This window comes from Candidatus Margulisiibacteriota bacterium (genome assembly GCA_003242895.1).
In the GTDB taxonomy this organism is placed as follows: Bacteria; Margulisbacteria; Riflemargulisbacteria; order GWF2-39-127; family GWF2-39-127; genus GWF2-39-127.
Window position 1 is genome coordinate 51,856 of record QKMY01000020.1, and the last position, 22,056, is coordinate 73,911.

Genomic DNA, 22,056 nt, shown 5'->3' on the forward strand with positions numbered 1-22,056 from the left:
GGCCTTTCTGCTTGATATATCTGAAAATAAAAAACGGTGGTAAAAAAATCTACATACTATCAATTAATATCAAAGCAGGAACTTGAGTGAATAACAAAACATTGTATATAATATAACTTATGCACATACATACACACACCGTAGTTCTGGGAACAGATTTTAACGCCACGCCAATTGAAACAAGAGAAAAACTTGTTTTTTATTCACATAATAAAGAAAAATTTTTGAAATCCATTGTTAGCCCGGAGACTAAAATCACCGAAGCTGTTGTTCTATCAACATGCAATAGAACAGAATTTTATTTTGTCACCCAAGATACCGATTATTCTACCAATAGTCTGTTAAACGCCATTTCGAGTTATTGCGGCATTGAATATTCCTTGCTGGCTAAAATATTTTATAAGTATACCTGCGAAGCAGCGGCAGACCACCTTTTTCGTGTAACTTCAGGTCTCGAATCTATGGTCATTGGAGAAAATGAAATATTAGGACAAGTAAAGGAAGCTTACCAAATAAGCGTTTGCGCAGGATGCAGTGGAGCATTTCTTAAAAAGTTATTCGAGAAATCCTTTTCAGTGGGAAAAAATATTAGAACAAAAACAGGCATCGGCAAAGGCGCATATTCGGTGTTTTCCGTATCCTACGACCTGATACAGAAACATACCGTAAATTTACCGGCAAAAAAAATACTGATAATTGGGCTAAGCAAGATGGGCTTCGGATTATTGAACAGGATAAAAAAAGATAACAATACCATAGTAACCATAGCGAATAGAACTATTAAAAAATCCGAACATTTCAGCAAATACTATAACTGTAACTATATTCGATATGAACAGATCTACGATCATCTAGATGAATATAACATTGTAGTTGCCGCGACCGCATCCCCGTCGCATATAATTAATTATGACAACCTGTATGGACGTCATTTCAAAACACCTGTAACGTTTATAGATATGGGAGTTCCGAGAAATATTGATCCAGAGATTGACGGCATAGCTAAAATTACTTTATTTAACATAGATGATCTTAAAAAAATATCAGAGGATACGTTAAAAAAACGAACTTCAGAAATAGATAAAGTTGTAGAAATAATAAATAAGTCTGTTGGCTCGTACACCAAATGGCATAAGGAAAAAGTACTCATATGAAACACTTGTTGAAAATAGGTACCCGAGGTAGTGCACTGGCCCTGCGGCAGACCCAAATAATAGAAGGACTCCTCCACCCCTGTAATCCGGATCTTGAGATAAAAAAGATCATTATCACTACGTCGGGAGATCGGGATAAAACAACACCATTAAACCAAATCGGTGGTAAAGGAATATTTATTAAAGAACTCGAACAAGCACTTTTAACCGGAGAAATAGACTGCGCTATTCATTGTTTTAAGGATATTACTGCTGCTATGCACCCTTCACTTGAACTCTGCGCATTTCTTCCGCCTGAATCCTCTGCCGATGTTCTTGTCTCCCAAAACAACCGGCGATTGATCGATCTGCCGGCAGGTTCACGTATTGCGACAAGTAGTATGCGACGTAAAATTCTGGCTGAGAGAATCCGTCCGGATATAAATACAGTCGAGGTTAGAGGAAATGTTGATACCCGATTGAAAAAAATTGACAATAACGAATTTGAAGGAATAATCTTATCAGAAGCCGGGCTTATCAGACTCGGCATGCAGGCAAGAGTTGCAGAGCGATTTAATCAGGATGAGTTCCCTCCAGCCCCAGGACAGGGAGTATTGGCAATACAGGCCCGAAAAGTCGATACTTTAAATAAGGATATACTTACTGCGATAAATGATCGCGAACAGGAACTTAAATCAAGGATGGAAATGCGATTTCTGGAAATTGTAGGATTTGATTGCAATGTCCCGTTAGGCCTCTTCACAACAACAAACGAAGAAAGCATCACTATGAAAGGATTTATTTCAGATATCTCAGGATCACGGTTCCATGAATCATTTATTACTGGAGCTAAGTCGCATAGCATAATGCTTGCAGAAGAATTGGGCAGAAGATTTCTATCATGGCGGAAAAACCTATCATGAACTATTACCCAATCAACATCAACGTTACCGGAAAAACTTGTTTGGTCGTCGGAGGCGGCACGGTAGCGCTCCACAAAGTAATAAGTTTACTTGCCAATGGAGCCTTAGTGGATGTGGTCTCCGAGACTTTTACAAAAGAGTTTAAAAAACTACGAAACAAAAAAAACATTAATCTTCTCTATAAAAGTTTTGATCAGGCTATTCTATTTCAAAAAAAGTATTGTCTCGTGTTTGCAGCAACAGATAATTACCAACTCCATCAAACCATCTCAAGCCTTTGTACTGAACACAACATCCTTTGTAATGTTGTGGACGATCCTCAGCTATGCAATTTTATTGTACCGGCGGTCCTTATCCGCGGTCCGGTCACCGTATCAGTTTCCACTGCCGGAGCCAGCCCCTACCTTGCTAAAATTATTAGAGACAAAATCGGTGAGCACATAGGCAAAAACTATGGCATGCTTGCTATTTACTTGAAAAGCTTGCGTCCCGTAGTCAAGGACCGATACCCGTCCCAAAGTAAACGGAAGTATTTTTGGGACAAATTTTTTGCCCTCGACCCGTTAAATATCGTCGAAACTTCTGGTATCGCCGATTTAGAAACAAAAGCTAAGAGGTTGCTCGATGAATAAAGGAAAAGTATATCTTATCGGTGCCGGTCCGGGAGATCCTGAATTAATTAGCATGAAAGCCATGAGAATATTGCAGTCTGCTGATACAGTACTCTACGACAGTCTGGCAAATCATGACATACTCTTGCTTTGCAAACCAAATGCCAAACTCATCAATGTTGGAAAACGAAAAGGCAACCATTCAGCGGTCCAATCGGAAATCAACCGAATGATATACAAAGAGGCAAAAAAGGCCAATATCGTTGCCAGGTTAAAAGGCGGCGACCCGTTCCTGTTTGGCCGGGGTGCCGAAGAGATGCAGTATCTTATCAAACTCGGATTAGAAGTTGAGGTCATCCCAGGAATCACCTCTGCACTTGCAGTACCAGCATACGCAGGGATACCGGTAACGCACAGAGAGTTGTCGAGCTCAGTAGCGTTAATTACAGGGCATATGATGGAAGGAAAAACCCTCGACAACCTGAAGATACCCGCTGCTGATACAATTATTGTTCTTATGGGAATAAGCAATCTCGCAGAACTGGTCGATAAGCTACTTACCCGTTCTGATTTTAATACAAATACGCCGGCAGCATTAATCCGCGAAGGGACGCTTCCCTGGCAAAAAACAATTATCGGAACATTAGGGAATATTTGCAAAAAAAAAGAAGAACAAAAACTAACCGCGCCAGCTATATTCGTTGTAGGTAATGTAGTAACGCTCAGAGAGTCACTGAACTGGTTTGAATCCAAGCCATTATTCGGACAACGGATCATTGTGCTCAGAACATTGGAACAATCAATGGAAATCACACAAAAACTTAATGATTTAGGTGCAACAGTAGTCAAACGTCCGATCATTCAAATCGTGCCGCTGAAAAAAAACCTGCAAAAATTAAAGAACCGGTTTCTGAATAAATTTACCATGATTATATTTACCAGCCCGAATGCCGTTGACCTTTTCATGAAACAGCTCTTCTCTAAAAATCTGGATACGCGTCAGCTTGCAGGGAAACAAATTATTGCTATAGGGCCCAAAACATCAGATCATCTTAAACAATATGGAATTATTTCTGACAGCGTCCCCCGGGAATATATGGCAGAAGGAATACTGGAGATGCTCCCCCTGGACCTTTCCTCTGAAAATATTTTATTACCAAGATCAGCCGAGTCCCGAATGGTGCTCCCTGATGAACTGAAGAATAGACAGGCAACCGTTACAGTACTGGATATTTATGCCACAATAAGCCCTGACACACTTGACATAGAGTTGAAGAATGATGACTATGTTATTTTTACGAGCTCATCTACAGTCCGGCACTTCTATGCGGTCCAAAACCCCGGCACTATCGATTTTACCGCTTTCTGTATCGGAGCAATCACTGCTGCTGAACTTGAAAAATTTGGACACAAGAAAATTATTGTAGCAAAACAGGCAACAATTGACAGTCTGATAGATTGTATTCTGAACGTCAAAAGACCTACACTATAATTATTGGAAATGGACAAAATGAATTATGATAAGCATTAGCAAACTATGGTGCGATGAAGACTTCCCTCACAATAACCTGCGGTATGGAGAATCCAGGGATACGGACAATCCCTGGGGCAACATACCTTCGGCAAAAGAACGAAAACCGATAATTGTCTGGAACTGTACAAAAAGTTGCAACCTGAAATGCGTTCATTGCTATTCGGATTCAACTGCGCATCACTACGAAAATGAACTCACTACCGCGGAAGGAAAAAATCTTTTAACCCAGTTACGAGACTTTGGCGTTAAAGCTGTGCTTTTTTCCGGAGGCGAACCACTGATGCGTTCGGATATATTCGAATTGCTCGGTTATGCATCAGATCTCGGATTACGCACAGTACTTTCTACGAACGGAACATTGATTGATCATAAGCTTGCCGCACAATTACGTGCACTTAATCCTTCCTACATCGGTATTAGCCTTGACGGCATAGGAACTATCAATGACGATTTTCGGGGCGTAAGCGGGGCCTTCGCTCGTGCATCCGACGCCTTTGATAACTGCATAAAAGAAGGAATAAAAACAGGTTTGCGCCTTACTATGACAAAACACACTATCGCAGGCCTTGAAAATATTTTCAAGTTTATTGAAGAAAAGAACATTCCGCGAGTTTGCTTTTACCACTTAGTACCTGCAGGCAGAGGACAGTCAAAACACTTGCTGTCTGCCCAGGAATCGAGGATGGCACTCGACCTGATTATCGAAAAAGCCGAACAATATGCTAAACAGGGAATAAAAAAAGATATCCTGACCGTCGATAACCATGTTGATGGCGTTTATCTTTACCTGAAAATGATGAAAAAAGACAAGAAAAAAGCAACGGAGATCAAAAAACATTTACTCTGGAACGGGGGCGGGCGGTACAGCACAGGAATCGGAATTGGCGAAATCGATTTTTATGGAAATGTACATCCCGACCAGTTCTGGATGCATTATACTTTCGGCAACATACGAGAAAGGTCTTTTGCAGACATCTGGACCGATGAACGCGATGATTTGCTTAGGGGACTTCGTAACAGGCTGCCTCTACTCAAAGGAAAATGCTCCCGGTGTGCCTATGTAGAAATGTGCGGCGGAAGCTTGAGAGTAAGGGCCGAGATTATACATGGGGACCAGTGGCAAGAAGACCCGGCCTGTTATTTATCTGAAGAGGAGATCGCACAGCATGAATAATCAACTTCGCATCCTGGCTTTAGAAGTCACCTCTACCTGTCCCTTACAATGCCGGCATTGCAGGGGCTCCTGTACCCAACAAGGCATTACGAATGAACTCAATATCCATGAAATAGAAAATTTATTTGCCAATATTTCTTCCTTTGCGGCACCACTGGTCATTATCACAGGAGGAGAGCCTTTGGCAAGAAAAGACATATTTGACATAATAGAAATCGGCAACAAATATAAGCTGCCGATGGCACTTGCAACCTGCGGCTGGTATATGGACCGGCAGAAAGCTCTGGCATTTAAGCAGCTCGGCATTAAAAGGATCAGTCTGAGCATGGATGCTTTTGACCAGGAAGGGCATGATGCATTCCGTGGAATTATAGGGTCCTATGCCAAAGTCAGGGAAGCTGCCGGAATTCTAAATGAGATTGGATTGGATTTTCAGATTAATACAACCATATCGAACCTTAATTGGCAGACAATCCCACAAATAGTTGATACGGTAACCGAACTCAAAGCGTGTGCCTGGCATCCGTTTATCCTTGTGCCAACCGGCAGAGGAAAAACGATTAATAACCTGTGCCTGGAAAAAGATCAATACCGGCAAGCACTGCTCTCCATTAAAGAATTACAGCACCATAGCCAATTACAGATCAAACCGACCTGTGCACCCTATTATGCGCGGCTTAACAGCAATAATTATAACAATTCTGTCAAAACAAATACGCTCCATTCATTTACCAGAGGCTGTCTGGGCGGCATTAATTTCGCGTTCATCTCTTCCCGGGGCAAAGTACAGATATGTGGTTTTTTGGATATTGAAGCCGGAGATCTCAGAAATACCGGGTTTAAGCTTGATACGATATGGAACCATTCGCAGCTATTCACTCAATTAAGGAACCGTGATAACTACAAGGGAAAATGCGGAAAATGCGGATCGCATAACATATGCGGAGGGTGTCGTTCCAGAGCCTACTATGAAACGAACGACTTTCTGGAATCCGACAGCTCCTGCTTTTTTCTTGAGGGCTAGTAAGATGGATACACTGGACAAAAGAATACTTAAGCTAATTCAAAATGACTTCCCTTTAAAATCAAGGCCGTTCCTCCACCTCGCTACGGAATTAGGTATCGCAGAAGACCTTCTTATTGAACGGCTCAAACGACTACAGAAGGAAGGCATAATAAAGTATATTAAGCCAATTCTTAACGCACATACCTTAGGATATACAAGTATCCTGGCAGGAGCCAAAGTGGATCCGGCTTTTATTGAGCCCATTGCCGCCAAAATCAATGCGATATCCGGTGTTACCCATAACTACGAACGCAATCACGAATTTAACCTCTGGTTTACTATTACTTCGCCAGATAAGACAGAAATAGAGAAGCACATTGATACTTTAAGAAAACTGGAAGGGGTTGAGGCAATTATGATTCTGCCTGCAGAAAAAATATATAAAACGAGGGTCTCTTTTGCTATCTGAACAGGATAAGACAATACTTTCTCATATCCAACATAATATACCGCTCGTAAAAAAACCATTTCAAAAGTACGCGGCAATTTTGGGGATCTCTCAGGAAAAACTGATCCGCTTGATATCTGGCTACCTGGAACATAAAATAATCAAGCGGTTTGCAGGAGTTCTTAACCACCATTCACTACAATTCGACTACAATGCTATGGTAGCTATACAGGTTAATGAAGATGATTGTGATAAATATGGGGAAAAATTAGCGCACTTGGAGTTTATCTCCCACTGCTACAAAAGAACCAGCGCAGAAAACTGGCCGTACAACTTATACATTATGATCCACGCATTAAATAAAAAAGATTTTGATATAAAATTATCAGTAGTCACCGACACTGTTAACTATTGTGCTATTCAAGTGTTACCTTCAGCAAAAGAGTTCAAGAAATGCAGTTTTTCTATCTGATATCAACCAACACTATTAATTATGCTTCCGATAATTCTAACTGCTTTGTTTAATTCTTGCTCTGAATGAACAGTAGAAATAAAATTCGCTTCAAATTGCGACGGGGAAAAATAAAGGCCGCGAGACAAAGCTGCCTGATAGAAATCAGCAAACCTTGCAGTATCACATTTTTTTGCATCCTGGAAATTTGATACGCTCCGGCTTGAAAAAAACATAGTGAACATTGAACCTATCGAGTTGATTTGGATTTCTTTGCCTTTTATTATCTCTTTCAGTGATGCAATAAAATACGCTGTCTTTTGACCAAGTTCTTCATAAAAACCTTTTTTTTGCAACGCTTTAAGAGTGGCAATTCCAGCGGCCATAGCTATGGGATTACCAGATAACGTCCCGGCCTGATAAACAGGTCCGAGTGGAGCAAGCATCGACATCAGTTCTGTACTACTTCCGTATGCACCCACCGGAAACCCTCCGCCAATTATCTTACCCAAACAGGTTATATCAGGAGTAATCCCGAAATATTCCTGCGCACCACCATATGCCAATCTAAATCCGGTAATTACCTCATCAAAAATAAGGAGAATCCCATAAGTCCGGGTAATAGCTCTCAATTCAGAAAGAAACCCCGGATTTGGAAGCACAACGCCCATGTTAGCAGGCACCGGCTCAACAATGACAACTGCAATGTCATTACGATATTCTTCGACTACTCGCTTAAAGGCATTCAAATCATTAAAGGGAATGCTAATTGTTTCTCTAATAAATTCTTCTGGTACACCTGCAGAAAACGACATACTCGCGGTAGCCATACCTGATCCGGCGGATACCAGAAGACAATCTGCATGTCCATGGTAACATCCGTCGAACTTAACGATTTTCTTTCTTTTTGTAAAAGCCCGGGCCAACCGTATCGCACTCATAACCGCTTCTGTACCGGAATTAACAAATCTGACCTGTTCAATAGACGGAACAGCCGCGACTACCATTCGGGCTAGAGTTGTTTCATTCTTGTGACAGGCACCAAAGCTGGAACCGCACTTGACACTTTTCCATACCGCATTAGTAACCGAATGATTAGTATGCCCCAAAATCAGCGGTCCCCACGATGCGCAAAAATCTAAATATTTGTTCCCATCCAAATCAAAAAGGCGACTTCCCTTCCCTTTTTCAATCATAGGGGGAGTACCTCCAACGTCTTTGAAAGACCTCACAGGACTATTAACTCCACCAGGCAAGTACTTTTGAGCTTCTTGAAATGCCTTGTTAGATTTAACTAAGCTAAACTTCTTATTTTTCATAATAATTAACTCTCTCTCAATGCCCTTACAGCATCCTTAGCATAATAGGAAATGATATAATCGGCTCCGGCACGTTTAATGCCGTACAGCACTTCCAACATCGAACAGGTTTCATCGACCATACCGGCAGCAGCAGCCAGTTTGATCATCATATACTCTCCCGAAACGTGATAAGCTGCCAGCTTGATTTCTGGCAAGGAACTTCGTAGTAACTGAATAATATCCAGATAAGTATGGGCCGGCTTAACCATTAGCCAATCCGCTCCCTCCTCAAGGTCTGCCATGGCTTCAGCTAGTGCCTGATCCCTTGTTCTATAATCCATCTGGTAGGTTTTCCTATCCCCGAAAGAAGGAGTGCTTTGCACAGCGTGACGAAATGGTCCATAGAGATTTGAGGCATACTTCACAGAATAAGAAAGTATTTTGGTATCTTTACAGCCATGAAAATCAAGAGATTGCCTTATTGCGCCAACCTGTCCGTCCATCATTGCTGAAGGAGCGACATAATCAGCACCGGCACCGGCATGAGCTACTGCCATCTGGGCAAGCAATGGCAAAGTCTCGTCATTGTGAATTTCCTGCCCTTTTACTACGCCACAATGCCCATGGTCCATATATCCGCACATACATACATCAGTAAATACGGTAACCTGAGGGTATGTTTGCTTAATAGCCTTGATTGTACGACATACAAGACCATCACTAGCATAAGCAAGTGTCCCCAAACTATCTTTCTGCTCTTCGTCAATAACACCGAACAACAATACTTTATTGATTTCTAAATCAATAAGTTCCTTGATATCGGCAAGGATTCGGTCGATAGATAAATGAAAAACTCCAGCAAGAGATTTTATTTCTTGCTGGATATCGATTCCTTCTACAACAAAATAAGGATAAATAAAATCTTTTCCAGACAAAACAACTTCTGCGTACTTATCCCTAATATCCTGATTAATCCGATAGTCTCTTAACCTTAGCATATATTCAGAATTAAGGAAAAACTATTTGCAATCGTGATTCGTCAAGTTTGGTAACCTTAAGGCTTTCATTAAAATGCTTACCAACACCCTTGACTAGACCCATTAGAATATCGATAAGTCCACGTTTCGATTGGTATTTCATTATCAATGTTTTGGCATCTTTCTCTTCATATTCAAATCTCGGAGGATGAGCGTTCGCAACAGTCATAGTTGTTCTCTCATGTACTTTATCCATTGCCAGCAAAAATTCTTTCGCATTTTTAGGTTTCAAATAGTACGCACCATACATATTCTTCGCATAAACATTTACCCAATAATCTCCGAAGGCGTCGGCAGCTTGGGCTAGCGTTATCCCTAGTACCGTACAGGTAGCTTTGATCGCTGCCATTACCGCCGCATCATCGATATCTGCTGTTGGTAAAAACTTTGTATCAGCAGGTAACCCTATTGATGTTAAAACCTTTTCCCACTTATCTTTCCCAAACTTTTCCACAACTAATTGTTCCAAACATATCGCAATTACACCTTTCATTTCAATCTCCTTTTTTATTTTATTTTTTTCTTTTACCCCAGCATTTTAAGCTAAAATTTTGTTAGTTTCTTCAATAGTGTCACCAAGCACAAAAATACTGGACACCTGCTGTTCTACTGAAGCTGACAAAGCAATCGTTTCATTTGTAACTTGAGAGGCCACAGAGGTAATGTCTTCATAATTTTCAAACATTTTTGATGCATTATCTTTATTTTCGACTGAAACGAATTTGATTTCGGAAATAACAGAGTTTATAGCACTAAACATGGCACTAAAATCGGCAAACGATTTTGAAGTATTATCAGAGGCCTGTTCCGTCTGCCCGATGATCGATCTGACCTCATTTCCTGACAAAAGAAGATCCTGCATCAAATCACAAATACTTTTGACTTGAAGCATATTATAGTCAATACTGAAAATAATTTGGGACGAGGCTTCTTTTGCCTGCTGAACAAGACTAGTGCCTTTTTGAACTTCGATTGAACTATCCTGCATATTAACAACTACACCATGAATATCCTTCTGTATATCACCAATTAATTGAGCAATATTCATTGTCGCCTTTCGTGAGCGGTCCGCTAGTTTTCGAACTTCATCCGCGACAACAGCAAAACCTCTGCCATGCTCACCGGCACGAGCAGCTTCGATTGCTGCGTTAAGCGCAAGCAAATTGGTCTGATCAGAAATCTCATTAATTACGCTGGTTATTTCACCAATTTTTTCAGATCCGGTCTTAAGTCCCTCAATTTTTAACAATGCCAACGAAACTATCCCATTAATTCGGCTCATGCCAGATGCCGCTTGGTCAATAGTTCCGACATTGTTATTTGCGAGGTTCTTTGCCCCTACAGAGTTATCAGATAACTTACGGGAATCCTCCGTTACACGATTAATAGAATTAATAATATTGCTAACATGCTCATTTGCACTTTTTTGGTAATTAATAAAATCAACGATCTCTTGAGAAAGCACTTTTAACGCTTTTTCGTTATTGTTCAAAGTATCGACCATTTGGTCAATACTCTTTCCCTGGGCATCACTTCCCAGATAGACTTGGTCAATACTAGAACGATTCGAAAGCACCTTGCTGCACAAAGCATCAACATTAACCTTCTGGTTAACAATCGCACTGCTCAGATTAGTAACGTATTCCTGAACATAACCAAATATCTCTGCCACCTCAAGGTTTTTGGCTTTGACAGCTTGCAGCATAGAATCATGTTTCCTGCTCTCAGAATCATCCTGTGCCTTTTCAATGAGTTCAAAAATATAGCTCTCAATCTGTTTTAATCCTGGTATATCTTCATAATTATTTTTTCTGCCGGGAGAAGAGCCTCCTTTTACAATCGGCAGAAACTCATCTACCGAAGATAAAATATATTTGTTAATATAGCCAACAAAACACCCGGCCATAACTATAAGAAAAACTGAATGGAAAAGTATTTGACTTATCTCGATGCTTTTATAATGTTGGTAGTAAAAAAAACAATCAATACCAATTTGTAAAAGCAGCAAGACACCTACTAATCCGACTATACGCCTACTCACTAAAAAAATAGAGGCCACCCTGAACATGATAACCACTCCTTTCATTACCCAATCTATAGCCTATATTCGCAATCACAACAATCATTGCATTTACAGGCAAACGTTATAATAGTAACATAAAAATTAATTGGTTATCAAGAAATTGTTTTAGTCGAATCAAATCATATATAAGCCGGAAGGCCGTAAATATAAGACCTTGAGAGCAAATAAACTAGAAACATCTGCTATCCTGATATTTAACAATAAATGATGGAAATTATAATATACTGATGAATTCGGAACTTAAGGATCAATTTGCCCTGGTCATTTCACAAGCTTAACTGGAGTAAATTATTAGCTTTGTGTTATAATTTTCATAAAATGGATAAACTTGCATTACACGGCGGCACCCCAGTTAGAGACACGATGCTTCCATACGGAAAGCAAAGCATCGATGAACAAGACATTGATTCGGTTATCAATACGCTAAAAAGCGATTTCCTGACTACAGGACCAAAAGTAAAAGAATTCGAAGACAAAATAGCCCGGTTCGTCGGCGCTAAATATGCAGTTTCATTCAGCTCGGGCACTGCAGCCCTTCACGGCGCAGCTTTTGCGGCAGGTTTCGGGAAAGAGCATGAGATAATCACGACGCCTTTGTCATTTGCTGCAACGGCCAATTGCATCCTTTATCAGCAGGCCACCCCTGTTTTTGTTGATATAAACAAAAACAATCTTAACTTAAGCTATAAAAGCGTATTCTCTTATATTAAACAAAACTATGTATTCCTTAACAACAATCTCGTCAACAAAAAAACAAAAAAAAGATTAAAAGGCATTATCCCGGTCCATTTTGCCGGACATCCGGTACGGCTCGACAAATTCTACAGGTTAGCAAAAAAATATAACCTTATTATTATAGAAGATGCCGCGCATGCCTTTGGAAGTTCTCTTTATGGCTGGGGAAAATGGCAGCCAACAGGAAACTGCAGCTTTTCTCATATGGCAATTTTCAGCTTTCATCCGGTTAAGCATATAACAACCGGAGAGGGTGGGATCGTTACCACAAATAACAGGCACCTCTATAACTATCTCTGTCAGTTTCGCACCCATGGCATTACCCGAAACCCTGACTTTCTCAATAATAATCCCGGACCCTGGCACTACGAAATGCAATTTCTGGGAAACAATTACCGGCTGAGCGACATAAGTGCGGCATTAGGCATATCGCAACTGCGGAAAAGCTATAGTTTCCTGCAAAAGCGTGTAAAAATCGTCTCGCACTACATAAAAGCGTTTTCAAACGACAAAGCAATAATACTACCCAAAGAAAAAAAATGGGCCCGTTCTTCCTGGCATATCTTTGTTGTCAGGCTAAACCTAAAAAACCTAAAAACTACCAGAGATGAAATATTCCAGGCACTTTTAGCTGAAAATATCGGGGTCAATGTCCATTACATTCCAATATACAAACACCCTTATTATGTCCGCCAGAAACCCTACCTTGCAGGGATTATGGATACTACAGAGCGTGTGTTTAAAGAAATAATCACATTACCTCTCTATCCTGACATGACAGAAAAAGATGTGAATGACGTCATCAAGGCCGTTAAAAAAGTGCTGGAGTTTTACAGAAAAAAATAAAGAACTACACAACACGCGCTCTTCGACATATCCGGCTTTCGAAGCTGAAAAGACAATCATTGCATTTTCCCTGATTTTCTCTTAAAGAACCCACGATATATTATTAAGCATCAAAAAAAATATCGCAACGAACTGAGTTCACTCTATGCATAAAAAAATTATTACTATAAATGAACCAATTAAGACCGGATCTCTCATTCACAGGTTCTACGAAATAAACGAGCTCCATAATAACATTAAAAATATAGATAGCTCAATACAATTACAATCTAAAAAGATTGAAGGACTGATTGTAACGATTAACGGAATAAAAACCATTTTTCCTGACACGAATAAAACTTCCTTTACCTTTGAACCTGCAGCCGTAATAAAACTAACTAAAAAATATGCATTAACTCACCGAACCGAAAAAAACGAAGCAATTGATCAACTTATTTACGAAACAGAACAAATGCTTCGTTCATGTAAAGATAAAAAAACCAAACTTTTAATGTTAAAAGGTTATTCTAAATTTCTATCAAGAATGGCACTAAAAGAGGAAGAACTGCGAACAAAATTGGCAGATGCTTCTCCAAATCACAAAAAAGCTTATGAAGAAATTATTACCAATCGGGACATCTCGAAGGTATATGCTACACTCGAAAAAGCCAATAATGAGCAGTATAACGTCATTAAAGATTTGCTAAACAAGCTAAAAGAAGCTAACATCGCGTTCAACAGTTATCTGTGCACCATCATGTTGAGTGACAGGAATACCTCCCTCTACAAGACAATTGAAGAACTTGCCAGAGGCCTCGTCAATGAATCAAAAACAACTGAAATCACGAAAGAAATAGCCAAAGAGCTCCAAGCAATGAACAAAGCAACCTCAAGCAACAGAATACCTTTTAAGCTTGCAGAAGGATGCTATTCTATTATCTGTGAATTATTACAAAATCCACTTAAATAACTAGGCCAGGAATGAGCCATTTCTTTTTGGTCCAGCAAACTTTTCATGCCCTCGCTATTTATCATTATGCAACTCCATTATTATGTATTATAATTTTCTCTAAACAAAATAATAAGGAGAGGGCCTCTATAACATTTATTCCCCCTTGATTAACCCAAAAATGGAGATATAAGATTGAGCAGCAAAGACAAACCGCTATTTGATGAACTTGATATCGAGACAAAAGCCTCGAAGCCTATATACGAAGCCGGAAAAAAACTCTATCTTGAAGGCGCAGTCGCAAACGTTGACCGCGAAAAAAGCACCTTACAGGGAAAAGTCACAGAAAACGCGAAAGTATTCTACCCGGAAATTATTGTAAAATTCGATCGATTCGTAACCAATTGCACCTGTAATTATCAGGATGAGCCACTCTGCCCTCATGTTGTGGCACTCTCCATGGCACATATCTATGGACTGAGCCAGGAAATAGCAGCGAAGGATCAAGGATTAGACCCTACATATATCGAGCAATTCCTCTATAGGGTGAGAGATATGTTCTCCCTGGACCAGGTAGAAACCGATTTTATCCCTGGGTTTATGCTCGACATTAACCCTAAAACCGAGATGTATTCGCTGTTTCTTTATAACAAAAAAGACAATTCCATTATTGCCCAGCCGGAAACGCTTTACCATAAAATACTGAATAACCCATATCTCACAAAAATAGAGAAAAACCTCATCAATTATTTCGTACAAAAGGAATACTGGGCATTTTTCGCGCCACTGAACTATACTCCCATAAAAAAAGGGCTCACCGAGATCTTAACTTTATTCTCAGAAGTGACCTATGTGAATCCCAAAACCATGGGTAAGTACCTACTCGTCGAGGCGCCTCTTAAGTTACAGTTCACAAATACCTTCGAAGAACCGGTACTTAACGTAAGCAGCCAGTTCATCTATCATGGGAATACAATACCTTTCGAGGAAACTATCTATATAGAAGGGGTAAAGTGTTTTCTCTATTGGAATACTACATTTTTTCCAGTATGGGACGATGTCTATAAAGAATTTCTTCCTCTCCTTTCCCGTAATCCTGTTCTCAAACTGACTGGCGATCAAATCCCTATTTTTCTTGGAGAAGTTCTACCGTTGATACCACTCGACCATTTCGAATTCGTTACTGATGATAATATTAGATCTATTGAAGTAATTAATTTGAAACCCGAAGTAGAACTAAAATTTTCAGAAAAAAATGACCTGCTCGCAATCACCCTGTTTTTCCATTACCAGGAAACATCAATCAAAGATTCACTTTTATCAACGAATAAATATTATTATATTTTTAATAACAAGAAACATGTCTACATAAAAAAAGATCCTTTTGCTGAAAAACAAAGCGAGAACCTGCTCATCAATAACGGGTTTAAACAAGCAGAAAACACCTTTATCTCGCAGGGAAAACATGCGCTTGAATTCTTGTATGCAATTGTGCCTTCATTACCGGAGGCATATCATATATCGGGTATCTCGGAGCTAAAAAAATACCGGATCAACCCTGAGCCGATAAAGATGGTATTAAACTTAAAAAAAGAGGGCAATAAATTATTAATAGAAATGGCATTCAGCCACAAAGACAAAGCGATCTCCCCAAAGGCAATCCAGACTCAGTTAGCAAAAAAAGACTCGTTTATTATCCTTCCTGACAAAACTTTTGCGAGGCTCCCTATTGAAGACGTAGAAAAATTAAATGGTATCCTGGGAAACATCAAGTATACCAGACAAACAGATTGCATATTTGAGGTCAGCAGCATATATTCCGGACTACTGTTCAATAATTTCCAAGAATATATTAACCCGATCGATACCGAAAAAGACTTTTTCGATAACTTCTCAAACCTCCAGCACCTGACAGCAGAGCCACAACCAGGCACACTGAACGCCACCTTACGACATTATCAAGTCGAAGGGTATAACTGGCTGCGGTTCCTTCAAAAAAACTCCTGGGGAGGCATATTGGCCGATGACATGGGTCTTGGGAAAACATTACAAACCCTTGCGCTCCTCCTTAGAGCATATGCAGCAGGTTCATTACCCCCAACACTTATTATAGTCCCGACTTCCGTAATTTTTAACTGGGAACGGGAATCAAGCAAATTCACTCCCGATCTCAAAATCTTAAAATATTATGGTCAGAATAGGCATGAACTGCTAGCACAAAGTAGCAATTACCACCTCCTGTTTACTTCATATGGGACCGTACGAAGAGATATCGAGATACTCAAGAAATATGAGTTCCTTTATGTCATCATCGATGAAGCACAAAACATAAAAAATCCGTCCTCGCAGACTGCTTCTACAATAAAACAGCTTCGGTCACGCCACAAAATAGCACTTACCGGAACACCGATTGAAAACCGGCTCACCGAGCTATGGTCAATTTTCGATTTCATTATGCCAGGCTTTCTTGGTAACAAGGAGCAATTCGAACGAACCTACGAACTCTTCACAGGTACGGAACAGCAGACGCAGGCCATTTCGGAACTGAAAGCCAAAGTCTATCCGTTCATGCTGAGAAGAACAAAGGCAGAAGTCAGCCCGGAACTACCGCCAAAAATAGAAGATCACCTCTATTGCCAGATGAACGACCAATTCGAACAAGCGTATAAAAATTACCTCACCTCGCTTAGACGGGACATTTTCTCAAAAATTGAAAAAGACGGCATTAACAAGCACAGGATTGATATTTTCACAGCCATGCTTCGTCTCCGGCAACTATGTTGTCATCCTCGCTTAGTAAAAGAGTCTACCGTACAATTTCCCGATACTTCACCAAAATTCGAGGCCTTCAAAAGCATGGTCCGGGAAATTATTGCGGAGGACCATAAGATACTGGTCTTCAGCCAATTCACTGAAATGCTGGCCTTGATAGAAAAGTGGCTCATCCAGGAGGATATCAAATTCGCTTATCTTGACGGAGCTACCCGTAACCGCGCAAAGGCCATAGACTCGTTCACTAATGATCCTGAAAGAAAACTATTTTTGATTAGTCTTAAGGCAGGCGGGACAGGGCTCAATTTGACCGCAGCCGATTACGTGATACATTATGATCCCTGGTGGAATCCTGCCGTGGAAGCCCAGGCAACAGACCGCGCCTACCGCATAGGGCAAAAAAGAAGTGTTTTCTCATATAAGTTTGTCACGAAAAATACAATCGAAGAAAAGATTATTTCCCTTCAGGAACAAAAGATGGAATTGTTCCAAAGCCTTTTCTCCGGCGAAGAGAACACATTAAGCGTTCTCCAAAAAGAGGACCTCGAATATTTGTTTTCTTAACATAAAATGTTATCATTAACTATCATCCCCAAATTGATAGGACCCTTCCATGAATAATAGCAAACCCAGATTAATCGCAAGTATAGTTATTCCTATTCTTTTATTCACAATAATCCTTGATTTCTTAGGGTTATTTGCTGGCGTAGAGAATAAATATTATGACTTTAAAATGAATATAAAAACGATTCTACAGCCAATCAACTCTTCGGATATAACAATAATAGCAATAGATGACAAATCTATATCAAAAAGTTCTGATCCATGGCCCTGGTCTCGAAAACGATATGCACAACTCCTCGACAATCTGAGGCTTGTTCACCCAAAAGTTATTGCGTTTGACGTCCTTTTCACAAATGTAATGGAACCTGAAGGTGATAAAATATTTGAACAGGCAATAAAACAGTCTTCAAATGTTGTATTAGCTTCACGGTTCATCAAACTGTCGGATACTTCAATAAAAAAATTTTTACCAATACCACAGTTCCTGATTAACGCTTCCGGAACCGGGATTGTAGATATTCCACCGGAACAGGACGGCGTTATTCGAAAAAGCTGGCTCATTCGATCATATGTCCACGAACTCTTTTACTCTTTCCCATTAACCATATTATCCTATTACAGCAATACCCCCCTTTCTACAATTGATCTTAATTCATCCGCAGAGTCAATAATACTTGGGAAATACGAGCTTCCGCTAAGTAACAAAGGTGATTTTCCCATCTATTATTTCGGAGAACAAAAAACGTTCCCGACATATTCATTTATAGACCTGCTTAACACAGATTTCGTTGTAAAGCACAAACAAGCGTTCGCAAATAAAATAGTATTGATCGGAGCTACCTCGATGGAGCTCAACGATCTTTTTACAACCCCGGTAGGACTGCGGTATCCTGGGGTAGAGATCCATGCAAGCATTTTACACTCGTTTATACAGAAACTCTTCATTAAAGAAATGCCCTATTCACTCTTCTTTGTAGGATTAATAACCCTGATTCTGGGCAATGCACTTCTATTCTTATATCTCAATCCCAGAAAAGGCCTAGTTATTTTAATACTGGAAACTCTCGCGATTCCGTTAACGGGAATAGGACTTATGACATATAGTAACTATTCCGTCGTTGCGATTTCTCCTCTGGTTGCACTATGGCTCTTATTCCTGGCAGTAACCATTACTAAATATATTCTTCAAGAACGAGAAAAAGGCAAACTCAAACAGATGTTCAGCCGCTACGTCTCTAACCAGGTAGTAGAAGAACTCCTTCAAAATCATCAAAATATTATTCTTGGGGGAAAATTACAAACTGTAACAATATTATTTAGCGACATCAAAGATTTTACTACACTATCAGAAAAACTATCTGCGCAAGAGGTCGTTTCCATTCTCAACAGATATTTCACGATAATGATAGATATTGTTTTCGCTAATAACGGAACCCTCGATAAATACGTGGGCGATGCAATCATGGCAACTTTCGGAGTGCCGGTAGAATCGGAAACAGCAGCCTTCGATGCAGTAAAAACAGCGTACGAAATGCACCAAGGCTTAGATAAATTGAACCTGGAGCTCGTTGCAGAAAATTTGCCGCCAATTTCTATACGTATCGGAGTTAATACCGGAGAAGTCGTTGTCGGAAATATAGGGTCTCCTAAGCGTATGGAATATACGGTTATAGGGGATCACGTGAACATAGCATCCCGGCTTGAAGGCCTCAACAAAAAATTCGATTCAAAAATTATTATATCAGAGAACACCTATTTACTTGTAAAAGACAGAATCCAAGCCAGATTTCTTGAAGATGTTGCTGTAAAAGGAAAAACGAAAACAGTTAAGATTTTCGAGGTCCTCTCGCTAACAGTTTAAACCCAGATAATATTTTTCAAATATCCGGGCTTAAAAAGATTGGGACATGCTCACTTGCACTTTTGATTTTTTCTCATTCAAGTCTTTAGTATTGTAATAACTATTTGTAATCTCATATTCAAGGTAAACAGAGGCATTATCAATAATCTCCTTTTTTAAAGAGAATACTATATCCGAGGATAATTCATGAGTTTGTCCATCTCTGTTTTCCGTGTGGGTATACAATGGTTCAAACTTAACACCCCAGAGCAATTCAAATGCAGCTCCAAGTGTAAATTCATTTCCTTGAGACAACGCCTGATCAAGTTGTTTTCCATACTTCAACTCATATGAGAATGAATAATTGCTTATAACCTGCTTAAACCCTATGCCAACGTTTAAATTAGGATGGGTGGATATTTTATCATTCTCCACATTATATATTTGAGCTCCTTTAATAAAAGCTCTTGTTGGAAAAACTAACGACTGAAACATCATGAGTCCGTAATAAAAATTGCCAACGAGAAATAGTTCTCCGTCATATTTTTTTGTATATGATCTGGTAAAAAGAAGCATTAAGCCTCCTACCCCGTCCACTTCCTGAAAATATGAACAATTACCCATCAAATTAATTAAGTTTTTTTTATTATTTACAACATTTTTGTCATAGCCATATGATAGATTAACATCTATTGGTATAAACGCGTTTTTTATACCTAACCCTCCGTAATACGAATACGTCTTGGTTATTTCAGTATTAAGTGAAGTTACCAGTTCTTCCCTCAGCCCTGTCATCCCATATTCCAGAGAAAAACCAATAATACGCTGTTTCTTTTCCTGCTCAAGTTTTTTCTTCCCCTCCCGGATCCTTTCTTCAATAAACTCCCTCGACAAGAGAAACTTCGAGTTCCTGTTCTTAGCTATCACGGAAACAGGACTAGGGTGACCCTGGTTTTCAGGAACTATGCCCTTTGTTGATATTTGAGGTACCGATGGTAATTGCGAATCATTGTCACCCAGGATTGGCTCATTATCATTAAGAGCTGATATTACATTATTTGGACTTGCATCGATACGCCCGAGAAGCGCAGCTAACTGTCCTCGGACAAGCGGCTTATCCGATATTCCCAGGGTATTAGTTAACAATCCTATTTTTACAAAATATTGTATTGCCTCTTTCGTAGAAATTGGCTGACTCAAACTGTTTGCACCGTTTTTAGTTTTAAGAATTCTTTTTCCGGAGTTGCTAACCGCAATTTTTAAGGCTTTTGATCCATCGGTTTGGTCAATATCTGATAACACTGCCATCATCTGATAGAAGTCTTTCTTGATCACTGGTCTTTCTGGTTGAAAATATGGGCCGAAAAACAGATGCACCTTTCCAGCATTTATAAAATATAATATATCTTTATAGGCCCAATGATCGCCAGGAATATCAAGGAAATAGACTTGGCTAATAGAATTAGTTTTCACAACTGCTTGAGATTGAAGATGGACAGATGAGCGTAACAGAGAAACTAAATCTCCCCTAGTTAATAAGCCTTTAATATCAGGTTCTTTAGAAAAAGCCGTAATTTTTTTCAATATCTTAACGGCTTCAGACTTGGCAATATTTTTTTCAGGTTGGGCTTTACGGAGGTTAGCAACTTGTATACCTCCAGCACTAGATCCAAACAGAGTACCAACAATATAAAAAAAATCTCCTCTGCTAACCTGCTTATCCGGCAAAAACTTGCTACTCATCATCAAAGGAATAACGCCGTCGTCACAGAGCTTATAGATATCCTTAGCTGCCCAATGTTTCGCAGGCACATCAATGAAGGAACAAAAACCTCCACCAGGAAATAATAAGAGCCCTAAAACAGCTATACACAGAAAAATTAGTTTTTTTCGTTCCATATACCTATTATCGTATATCTTTCGCTATTCATGCAACTTTAGATTTTTTCCACACTTAGACACAATATAGCCCGCGATCGGGCGGGCTATATAATAAGAAAGCGCTTAGGTAATATAAATTATTATAATGAAAGAAATTATTTACGTCTATCTAATCGCTCCTTTAATTCATCCGATAATTTATTTTTATCTGTTAATTCCTCTTTTGCAGCCTGTTCTGCTTTCTTTTTTGCTTCTTCTAGAGCAATCTTCTTTGCTTCCTCATCAGCAATCTTCTTTGCTTCCTCCTCGGCAATCTTCTTTGCTTCTAATTCTGCTGCTTTTCGAGCTTCTTCTAATTTGTTTTTTGCGTCTAGTTCTGCTGCTTTTCTAACTTGTTCTTCCACGATTTTTTTAGCCTCTTTTTCCGCTTGTTTTTTTGCTTCTAGCTCTGATTGCTTCTTAGCTTCCAGCGCTACCCTATCCTTAGCTTCTTCTTCGACTTTTTTCTTCGCCTCTAATTCAGCATTCTTTCTTACCTCTTCAGCGGCTTTCTGTTTAGCTTCCAGTTCTGCTCGCTCCTTCGATTCTTTTTCTGCTTTTACTTTGGCTTCTTCAGCAGCTTTCTGTTTAGCTTCCAGTTCTGCTCGCTGCTTCGATTCTTTTTCCGCCTTTACTTTGGCTTCTTCAGCAGCTTTCTGTTTAGCTTCCAGTTCTGCTCGCTGCTTCGACTCTTTTTCTGCTTTTACTTTGGCTTCTTCAGCAGCTTTCTGTTTAGCTTCCAGTTCTGCT

At 39.7% G+C, this 22,056-nt stretch carries 19 protein-coding genes; 12 read left to right on the top strand and 7 right to left on the bottom strand.

The annotated features are described in order from the left end of the window. The first annotated feature begins 119 nt into the window (after positions 1 to 119). Genes DKM50_02335 through DKM50_02355 form a run of 5 tightly spaced genes read left to right on the top strand, consistent with a single transcriptional unit; the run spans position 120 to position 5,375 of the window. The gene (locus tag DKM50_02335) at positions 120 to 1,154 is read left to right on the top strand and encodes a glutamyl-tRNA reductase (GenBank protein ID PZM83554.1); all 1,035 of its coding nucleotides are present in this window, start codon (positions 120 to 122) and stop codon (positions 1,152 to 1,154) included. After that, positions 1,151 to 2,056, top strand: coding sequence for a hydroxymethylbilane synthase (locus tag DKM50_02340; GenBank protein ID PZM83555.1), 906 nt, complete (start codon positions 1,151 to 1,153; stop codon positions 2,054 to 2,056). Before DKM50_02335 ends, DKM50_02340 begins: the two co-directional genes overlap by 4 nt. Further along, positions 2,035 to 2,688, top strand: a complete 654-nt coding sequence (locus tag DKM50_02345; GenBank protein ID PZM83556.1) for a hypothetical protein — start codon at positions 2,035 to 2,037, stop codon at positions 2,686 to 2,688. The genes DKM50_02340 and DKM50_02345 overlap by 22 nt, the downstream gene beginning before the upstream one ends. Further along, positions 2,681 to 4,159, top strand: a complete 1,479-nt coding sequence (gene cobA, locus DKM50_02350; protein ID PZM83557.1) for a uroporphyrinogen-III C-methyltransferase — start codon at positions 2,681 to 2,683, stop codon at positions 4,157 to 4,159. The genes DKM50_02345 and cobA overlap by 8 nt, the downstream gene beginning before the upstream one ends. A gap of 25 nt (positions 4,160 to 4,184) precedes the next feature. Then, complete coding sequence (locus tag DKM50_02355; GenBank protein ID PZM83558.1) at positions 4,185 to 5,375, top strand: hypothetical protein; 1,191 nt, start codon at positions 4,185 to 4,187, stop codon at positions 5,373 to 5,375. On the opposite strand, the gene DKM50_02360 is transcribed toward DKM50_02355, so the two are convergent. Next, positions 5,376 to 5,702: a hypothetical protein gene (locus DKM50_02360; protein PZM83559.1), complete on the bottom strand. Its 327-nt coding sequence runs from the start codon at positions 5,700 to 5,702 to the stop codon at positions 5,376 to 5,378. A 40-nt stretch (positions 5,703 to 5,742) separates the two neighbouring features. Between DKM50_02360 and DKM50_02365 the strand changes: the two genes are divergently transcribed. Genes DKM50_02365 through DKM50_02375 form a run of 3 tightly spaced genes read left to right on the top strand, consistent with a single transcriptional unit; the run spans position 5,743 to position 7,301 of the window. Further along, entirely contained in the window at positions 5,743 to 6,399 is a 657-nt protein-coding gene (locus DKM50_02365; GenBank protein ID PZM83573.1) for a hypothetical protein, read from the top strand. Then, on the top strand, positions 6,269 to 6,850 hold the full coding sequence (locus DKM50_02370) for an Lrp/AsnC family transcriptional regulator (GenBank protein ID PZM83560.1): 582 nt from the start codon (positions 6,269 to 6,271) through the stop codon (positions 6,848 to 6,850). The genes DKM50_02365 and DKM50_02370 overlap by 131 nt, the downstream gene beginning before the upstream one ends. Continuing rightward, positions 6,840 to 7,301 carry a hypothetical protein gene (locus tag DKM50_02375; GenBank protein ID PZM83561.1) on the top strand — a complete coding sequence of 154 codons (462 nt, stop codon included), beginning with the start codon at positions 6,840 to 6,842 and terminating at the stop codon, positions 7,299 to 7,301. The genes DKM50_02370 and DKM50_02375 overlap by 11 nt, the downstream gene beginning before the upstream one ends. Before the next feature lie 2 nt (positions 7,302 to 7,303). On the opposite strand, the gene hemL is transcribed toward DKM50_02375, so the two are convergent. Genes hemL through DKM50_02395 form a run of 4 tightly spaced genes read right to left on the bottom strand, consistent with a single transcriptional unit; the run spans position 7,304 to position 11,704 of the window. Beyond that, entirely contained in the window at positions 7,304 to 8,599 is a 1,296-nt protein-coding gene (gene hemL / locus DKM50_02380; GenBank protein ID PZM83562.1) for a glutamate-1-semialdehyde-2,1-aminomutase, read from the bottom strand. Positions 8,600 to 8,604: 5 nt separating this feature from the next. Then, positions 8,605 to 9,579, bottom strand: a complete 975-nt coding sequence (locus DKM50_02385) for a porphobilinogen synthase (GenBank protein ID PZM83563.1) — start codon at positions 9,577 to 9,579, stop codon at positions 8,605 to 8,607. 10 nt (positions 9,580 to 9,589) lie between these two features. Next, entirely contained in the window at positions 9,590 to 10,111 is a 522-nt protein-coding gene (locus DKM50_02390) for a hypothetical protein (GenBank protein PZM83564.1), read from the bottom strand. 45 nt (positions 10,112 to 10,156) lie between these two features. Beyond that, positions 10,157 to 11,704, bottom strand: coding sequence for a hypothetical protein (locus tag DKM50_02395; protein PZM83565.1), 1,548 nt, complete (start codon positions 11,702 to 11,704; stop codon positions 10,157 to 10,159). A 315-nt stretch (positions 11,705 to 12,019) separates the two neighbouring features. Here DKM50_02395 and pseC point away from each other — a divergent pair, with 315 nt between their 5' ends. The 4 genes from pseC to DKM50_02415 all read left to right on the top strand — a co-directional run bounded on the left by pseC (position 12,020) and on the right by DKM50_02415 (position 19,407). Continuing rightward, a complete protein-coding gene (pseC, locus tag DKM50_02400) occupies positions 12,020 to 13,282 on the top strand; it encodes a UDP-4-amino-4,6-dideoxy-N-acetyl-beta-L-altrosamine transaminase (GenBank protein ID PZM83566.1) in 1,263 nt (420 codons plus the stop codon). Positions 13,283 to 13,427: 145 nt separating this feature from the next. Beyond that, positions 13,428 to 14,231 (top strand): hypothetical protein, encoded by an 804-nt coding sequence (locus DKM50_02405; protein PZM83567.1) that lies wholly within the window; start codon positions 13,428 to 13,430, stop codon positions 14,229 to 14,231. 174 nt (positions 14,232 to 14,405) lie between these two features. Beyond that, positions 14,406 to 17,546 carry a hypothetical protein gene (locus DKM50_02410; protein ID PZM83568.1) on the top strand — a complete coding sequence of 1,047 codons (3,141 nt, stop codon included), beginning with the start codon at positions 14,406 to 14,408 and terminating at the stop codon, positions 17,544 to 17,546. Positions 17,547 to 17,595: 49 nt separating this feature from the next. Beyond that, on the top strand, positions 17,596 to 19,407 hold the full coding sequence (locus tag DKM50_02415; protein ID PZM83569.1) for a hypothetical protein: 1,812 nt from the start codon (positions 17,596 to 17,598) through the stop codon (positions 19,405 to 19,407). A 30-nt stretch (positions 19,408 to 19,437) separates the two neighbouring features. Here DKM50_02415 and DKM50_02420 read toward each other — a convergent pair whose 3' ends face one another. Both DKM50_02420 and DKM50_02425 read right to left on the bottom strand, forming a co-directional pair. Then, positions 19,438 to 21,285, bottom strand: coding sequence for a hypothetical protein (locus DKM50_02420; GenBank protein ID PZM83570.1), 1,848 nt, complete (start codon positions 21,283 to 21,285; stop codon positions 19,438 to 19,440). 137 nt (positions 21,286 to 21,422) lie between these two features. Continuing rightward, positions 21,423 to 22,056, bottom strand: a 634-nt coding sequence (locus DKM50_02425; GenBank protein ID PZM83571.1) for a hypothetical protein, incomplete at its 5' end; no start/stop codon positions are given.